Raw genomic sequence first — 6,760 nt, forward strand, 5'->3', positions numbered from 1 at the left:
AGTGTTATTGCCACCTCAAATACAGCAATTACAGGAGACTAGAAAATAATTTGATTTTTTACCGGACAGCAATGGCTCATGGCTCGCAGCTCACAGCTCCTTTACAAAACTGACGGCTCTTCTTTCTGCATAGGTCTCATGGGTTCCCGCCAGCATAAAACCACAATGTCCACCTGCTGCTGTGGTTTCCAATAGAATATTCGGATTGATGGCAGCGGCTTCATATCCTATACAGGCTTCAGATAAAAAGGGATCATTCAATGCTTGAATCAGCAAAACGGGGATTTGAATTTTTGGAAGCAGTGGTTTTACACTGGCACGTACATAAAAATCCAATGCATCAGTATAACCATGTAAAGGCGCGGTATATCGGTTATCAAATTCAATAAAGTTTTTGATCTGTTGATATCCATCATAACTGATTTGATCAGCATAACGAATCGATTTTTCTTGGATCTTTTTTCCCAGCTTCTTCAAAAAACGTTTTACATATACGCTGTTACCGGGTTGCGAGAGCGCTTGTACACTGGCATACAGATCACAGGGAACAGAAACACCGATCACTTTTTTTACGGCCGCAGAAACCTGATCGGGAAACTCCCCTACTAATCGCAAACTCAAACTACCACCCATGCTAAATCCCACGAGCACAATATTTTCATACCCATAGGTATCAATAGCATGTTGTATTACTGCTCTCAGGTCATTTGCATCACCATGATGATAAAAACGCAATAATCGATTAGGCTCTCCGCTACAACTTCTGCAATTCCATCCCAAAGCATCCCATCCCTGCGCCACAAATATTTTGGCCATACCGGTAACATAATGTCTGCCCGAATCACCTTCCAGTCCATGTGTAATGATGACCAATTTTTTCTGATCCCTGTTTTGCTGATGCCAATCGAGGTCCACAAAATCACCATCTGCCAGTTCCAGTCTCTCCCGATGATCATATTGAAAATCTACTTTCCGAAACATGCTGGGATAAATAGACTGTACATGTCCATTCCACTGCCAAAAAGGAGCATGATACGAGGTATCGGAGACGTGTGGCATGTGAAGTTTTCGTAAAAATAATGGGAAAGAAGAAACAAGGAACAAGAAACAGGGAACAAGGAAGGTTCAAGAATCAATATACAAGTTTAAATAGCGCCGGACTTTAGTCCGTCGAAAAGGTATGGGAAAGAAGGAACAAGAAGCAAGAAACAGGGAACAAGGAAGGTTCGAGAATCAATACACAAGTTTAAATAGCGCCGGACTTCAGTCCGGCGAGAAAAAAAATGCGGCATGTGAAATCTTTATAAAGCCAAGATCATAGAGGAGTATAGGATATTAACCGCTGAAATAAAACTTTACTTTGATATTGGAAATTCAATATTCAATATTCAATCGTCTTCTTTTTCTAAACATTGGTTATCGCTTCGTACTATCCTGTCAAAATAGCTTTGCAGTAAACAAAGCATTATGAAACACTTATTAGCATTTGTTATTTTTTTAAATAGTATAGTATCGGCACAAACGGAGACAGATACTATTTCCTTGCCTGCAAAATACCATCCATCTAAAAGTAAGTTTTATGTGCACAATGAAATAGAAATAAATGCTTCACCCGCAACGGTATGGAATATACTTATTGATGCGTTACAGTGGGAAAGCTGGTATAAAAGCGCCAAGAATAGAAACAGATAAATATTTCATGTTGTTCCTGATGGGATGACGAGAAACAACATGAAATATGAACAGCTTAGCAGTTAATCAATTTCTACTCCGCCACAGGTTTTTAAATTATTATAGATGATATCATAAATGCCGGTATTAGACGTAGCGGAAATTTCTATCACTCCATTGGTTCTTGTGGCATTATTTAACATGGCTTCTGTAACGGTATTAGTGAGCATTGATAAGTTTAAAGTAGTCAGTGCATTCAAACTAACCCCACTTGCAATTGTGATATTACTTTTTTCTGCTTCAATTTCAAGGGCACTATTTAGCCTAAATATGATCGGCGTAGTAATACCCATTCCATTGGTAAAGTTGCCGCTAAGAAAAAATGCAGCATCTGAACCATTTGGTTGTACTTCTACTTCAAACTCAATATCATCGTATGTTCCTGGGGGCACAAATATTATACCCAGAGTAGATAGTGGGGAAAAGAGATTAATTTTTTGCCTCGCTTCGCTTTTATACTCTACTTCAATACCAGCTTTTGCAGCCTCAAACTCAATTTCAACCGCAGAAGCATAACCAGAAGTCCATACAAGGTTAGCACCCGTTGTACTTCCACTAACTATTGTTGAGAAATTGCGGGTGCTTAACTCGTAGGTTAATCGAGTACCGGATGCTTGCTCTTTTGTACAGCTGGTAAATACCGCAAACGCAAATACAGATAACGAAAGGATCAGATTGTTCTTTTTCATAAGATTTGATTTTAATTTTTCAAAGCATATATAGTATACAGATATTCTAGGCAAGTTTTATGCCATTAATATAACCCAACAAACTTTTCTCGTTAAAAAGCAAGGTTTTGTGCAGTTGTCTTGGCAGACGGCCTAACTACCTGAAGTGCATCAACAAGATGCGAAGTAGATAATGGCATAATTGTTTAGTAAAAAAAGCATTTATGATAATAAAAAGAAACTTTTAAGCTGGATAAAAACGGTTAATTCCCTATATTCCTGCCGTATAAATCCCATTTCCACCTGTTTTAAAAGACAGGAAGCACTAATATAACCCCCTAAAAGCTATTGCAACTGGTTCAAAGTAACCAAGCAGGGTGAAATTGAGCCGCTTGAGCAACCGATAAATAACCGGCTACATAAAAGGGTTAAACTGATGCTGTTTTCCAGAAAATCCTTTTTTTTCGAAAAAAGATTAACAAATAAGCAAATAGCACATATCATATACCTCAAATTAAATAGCTTCTTTTGTCTCTTCTTATCTTCACTCCATGACCGGCGCCAAATACCTCAAATACCTGAATCCGCTCACGCTGTTTGATACCAAGCGGACGCGTGATATTTTTCATGTGAATCCTACCATTATTCCGGAAAGAGTAGAAGCCAGTGAGATCAAAGTGAATGTATATGATTATTCTGCAACTGAATTTGTAGAAAAACAATTGAGTGATATCAAAGATTGTTTTGCTTATCGGGATAATGAGCAGACTACCTGGATCAATGTAGATGGTATTCGTAAGGCAGATGTGGAAGCCGTATGTCATCATTTTGGTATACACTATTTGATTGTGGAAGACATCATGAGTGTGAGTCAGCGACCGAAGATGGATGAGATGGAGAATGTGATGTTCTGCTTGCTCAATATGCTCTACTTCAATGAACAAACCGGTGCGGTGGAGACTGAACAGATCAGTATCATTTTAGGAAAAGGGTTTGTATTGTCTTTCCAGGAAGATGCAGGACGGGATGTATTCAATCCCATTCGAGATAAGTTAAAACTGAATGGCAGTAAGCTTCGTGTGAGCGGTGCTGATTATCTCTGTTATGCGTTGTTGGATATGATTGTAGACAACTATTATATCGTGATGGAGAAACTGGGTGATCGTATTGAGTTATTGGAAGAAAAAATCATCCGTGGCAGCAATACGCGAACACTGGCAGTGATCAATAGTTTACGGAAAGAGTTGATTGTATTGAAACGCAATGTGAGTCCGGTAAGAGAATTGATCAATGGATTTATTCGTAGTGAAAGTGATTTACTCGAAGAAAGAACGACCAAGTATTTTAAAGATGTATACGATCATATTCTGCAAGCGAATGACTTGGCAGAGAACTATCGAGATATGATGATGAACTTACAAGATCTCTATCTCAGCAATGTAAACCTGAAGACCAATGAAGTGATGAAAGTAATGGCCATTGTAACCTGTTTACTGGCACCCGCAACAGTTATCGGCGGCATCTTTGGTATGAACTTCGATCGCATCCCCTATCTCCATCACCAATACGGCTTCTTCATCGCAGTTGGACTGATGTTGATTGTACCGGTTTGGATGTTGGTAGTGTTTAAAAGGAGAGGGTGGTTTTGAAATATGAAATAAGGAACAGAGAAATAAGAAACAAGAAAGTAAAATTTCATTCTTTCGCTACTTTCTGATTTTTTGTTTCATATTTCTCTGTTCCTCTGTTTTCCTACACTTTCACCTGCTCTTCATTAAAGAGATCTATTTTTAAACCATAAATTGCACTTTTCTGTTTCTTAGTACTATTCTTTATGAAGTATAAAAAGCTATTCATTCTTTCGTTGTTGCTTTTCCAAACGCAGATTTTTTTTGGTCAGGTACCTGCCGTTACAGTTTCAGGAATCACAAAGGCAAGTACCGATAAGAAAATACTTCCTTTTGTCAATATTGTATTAAAAAAAGAACGTGACAGCAGTTTTGTAACAGGTACCGTAAGCAATGAAGAAGGGCGCTTTTCTTTATCTAATATAAAACCCGGTAATTATGTAATGGAGTATACTTACACAGGGTTTACATTATTCAGAAAGCCCTTATTAATCGGGAGCTTGAGTGCTTTTCTCGATCTCGGCAATATTGAATTAGCGCCAAGTCCTTCTGTATTGAATGAGGTCATTGTTTCATCAACCAAGCAGAATGAACTGGCTGCAACAATGGATAAAAAATCATATTCAGTTGCGGCCAATATTGCACAGTCGGGGGGCTCTGTTTTACAAGTATTAAAGAACCTTCCGGGCGTAACCACCGGTCAGGATGGTAAAGTAGAACTAAGGGGGAGTGATAAAGTAGCCATTTTAATTGATGGCAAACAAACGGCATTAACGGGTTTCGGAAATCAAACGGGTTTAGATAACCTGCCCGCTTCTGCTATCGAACGAATTGAAATCATTAATAATCCCTCTGCCAAGTATGATGCAAACGGTAATGCCGGCATCATCAATATCATTTATAAAAAAAGTAGGCAAGAGGGATTTAATGGCAAGCTGGGAATGGCAGCCGGATTAGGGGCATTATGGATCAAAAAAGAAAATTTTCCGTCCATCAGACCTCAATATCAATCAACACCCAAAATCAATCCTTCTCTTTCTTTGAATTATCGGAAAAATAAAATCAATACTTTTTTACAATCTGACTGGCTGTATACAGAAACACTGAACAAAAATGAATTTGTTACGCGTACTTATGCAGATGGATCGGTTATTCAACAACAAACCAAAAGAAATAGAAATACCCATTTCTGGAATAATAAAGCCGGCATCGATTGGAATATCAGCAGTAAAGATGTAGTAACGATTTCCGGTTTCTATGGAATAGAAAAAATTATAGATAGAGGTGATGAGCCTTTTTTCAACAAAGACTTTTCAGAAAGAAAAAGACTCTGGCGTTTTTTGGAAGATGAGCTGAAAACCACGGTCATGGCTTCGGGTGTGTACCAGCATAAATTCGATCAGCCCGGACATATATTGGCAATGGGGTTCAATTATACCTTTCACCGGGAAGATGAAAAGTACAATTTTGAAAATATACTTCCGTCATTTACGGGGCTAGATTCTTTTAAGTTGCTATCTGATGAACATGTTGCAGACTTTAACCTTGATTACACCCGACCTTTAAAAAACGGACGATGGGAAGGAGGTATAAAATTCCGCTATCGGAATATTCCCACCAATATGCAATTTAAACCCGGTGTCAACTCTCCATTGGATGTTAGAGCCGGAGGCGCTGCTACCTATACTGAATACATCCCTGCGGTTTATGGAAACTATGTTTTCGAGAGCCATAAAGTAGAAGCAGAAATGGGATTGAGACTGGAGTATGTTGATCTTAATTATCAAGTAAACCCGGATCACAATACGTATAAAAGCGACGGTTACCAATACACACAACCTTTTCCAAACTTGCGCTTTGCCTATAAGATCAATGATAAAAATAAAATCTCTGTGTTTTTCAACAGAAGAGTAGACAGACCCAATGAAGTGGATATTCGCATATTTCCAAAATATGATGATGCTGAAATCATTAAAGTGGGCAATCCGGGTCTTCGTCCACAGTTTACCAATAGTTACGAATTAGGATATAAAACCAATTTTAGTAAGGGTTATTTTTATTCATCAGTATATCACAGACGTACCAGCGATTATATTACCCGTATTGCCATACAAGTTCCTCCCAGTACACTGATCTATAATGTATTTCAAAATGCAGGTAACAGTACGAATACCGGATTGGAACTGGTATATCAGCAAAATTTTTCAGCCGTTTTTTCCTTCAATGCCAATGCGAATATTTACAAAACGGTGGTAGATGATTTTACGGTATTCAGTCAATATCCAACCCCCACTTTGTTTACAGCCAACAAACAAACACAAACATCGGGTAACATCAAAGCCAATGGAATCTTTAAACTGAATCCACAAACAGAATTACAACTGACTGCAATTTATCTGGCACCGGATATCATACCACAAGGCAAAATAGGCAGAAGATTTTCCGTAGACATGGGTATCAAAAAACAAATTCAAAAAGGCAAAGGCGAATTGTTTTTCAATGCTACTGATCTCTTCAACACCCTTCGCATAGAAAGAGTCATTAACGGTAATGGCTTTACACTCAACAGCACAGACTATTATGAAACGCAGGTGTTTCGAGTAGGGTATAGTTGTAAGTTTTGACAGCAGAAAAAATAAAAAATAAGAAATAAGAAATCACTATTGTCCGACTAAATATTTAATAGATGTCATAAAAAAAGGGATGATTACTAAGAATCATCCCGAATAGTTA

The 6,760-nt window shown here is 38.1% G+C and carries 5 protein-coding genes; 3 read left to right on the forward strand and 2 right to left on the reverse strand.

Going from position 1 to position 6,760, the window contains the following annotated elements; all coding sequences use genetic code 11:
- Nucleotides 1-90: 90 nt before the first annotated feature.
- Nucleotides 91-1,059 carry a YheT family hydrolase gene (locus ACTIEV_RS15245; RefSeq protein WP_322195457.1) on the reverse strand — a complete coding sequence of 323 codons (969 nt, stop codon included), beginning with the start codon at nucleotides 1,057-1,059 and terminating at the stop codon, nucleotides 91-93.
- 408 nt (nucleotides 1,060-1,467) lie between these two features.
- On the opposite strand from ACTIEV_RS15245, the gene ACTIEV_RS15250 reads away from it, so the two are divergent.
- The gene (locus tag ACTIEV_RS15250) at nucleotides 1,468-1,692 is read left to right on the forward strand and encodes a hypothetical protein (RefSeq protein WP_322195458.1); all 225 of its coding nucleotides are present in this window, start codon (nucleotides 1,468-1,470) and stop codon (nucleotides 1,690-1,692) included.
- A 62-nt stretch (nucleotides 1,693-1,754) separates the two neighbouring features.
- On the opposite strand, the gene ACTIEV_RS15255 is transcribed toward ACTIEV_RS15250, so the two are convergent.
- Nucleotides 1,755-2,420 carry a hypothetical protein gene (locus ACTIEV_RS15255; RefSeq protein ID WP_322195459.1) on the reverse strand — a complete coding sequence of 222 codons (666 nt, stop codon included), beginning with the start codon at nucleotides 2,418-2,420 and terminating at the stop codon, nucleotides 1,755-1,757.
- Nucleotides 2,421-2,950: 530 nt separating this feature from the next.
- Here ACTIEV_RS15255 and corA point away from each other — a divergent pair.
- Both corA and ACTIEV_RS15265 read left to right on the forward strand, forming a co-directional pair.
- The gene (gene corA / locus ACTIEV_RS15260; protein ID WP_322195460.1) at nucleotides 2,951-4,048 is read left to right on the forward strand and encodes a magnesium/cobalt transporter CorA; all 1,098 of its coding nucleotides are present in this window, start codon (nucleotides 2,951-2,953) and stop codon (nucleotides 4,046-4,048) included.
- Between the two features lie 185 nt (nucleotides 4,049-4,233).
- Nucleotides 4,234-6,651 (forward strand): outer membrane beta-barrel family protein, encoded by a 2,418-nt coding sequence (locus ACTIEV_RS15265; protein ID WP_322195461.1) that lies wholly within the window; start codon nucleotides 4,234-4,236, stop codon nucleotides 6,649-6,651.
- Nucleotides 6,652-6,760 lie beyond the last annotated feature (109 nt).

Origin of the sequence: Sediminibacterium sp., from assembly GCF_051861365.1 — a bacterium.
In the GTDB taxonomy this organism is placed as follows: domain Bacteria; phylum Bacteroidota; class Bacteroidia; order Chitinophagales; family Chitinophagaceae; genus Sediminibacterium.

What these genes read in the sequence shown, in the direction of transcription:
- ACTIEV_RS15250 (WP_322195458.1), top strand. Translation starts at nt 1,468, where the DNA reads ATGAAACACTTATTAGCATTTGTTATTTTTTTAAATAGTATAGTATCG.
- ACTIEV_RS15255 (WP_322195459.1), bottom strand. Translation starts at nt 2,420, where the DNA reads ATGAAAAAGAACAATCTGATCCTTTCGTTATCTGTATTTGCGTTTGCG.
- ACTIEV_RS15265 (WP_322195461.1), top strand. Translation starts at nt 4,234, where the DNA reads ATGAAGTATAAAAAGCTATTCATTCTTTCGTTGTTGCTTTTCCAAACG.
- corA (WP_322195460.1), top strand. Translation starts at nt 2,951, where the DNA reads ATGACCGGCGCCAAATACCTCAAATACCTGAATCCGCTCACGCTGTTT.
- ACTIEV_RS15245 (WP_322195457.1), bottom strand. Translation starts at nt 1,059, where the DNA reads ATGCCACACGTCTCCGATACCTCGTATCATGCTCCTTTTTGGCAGTGG.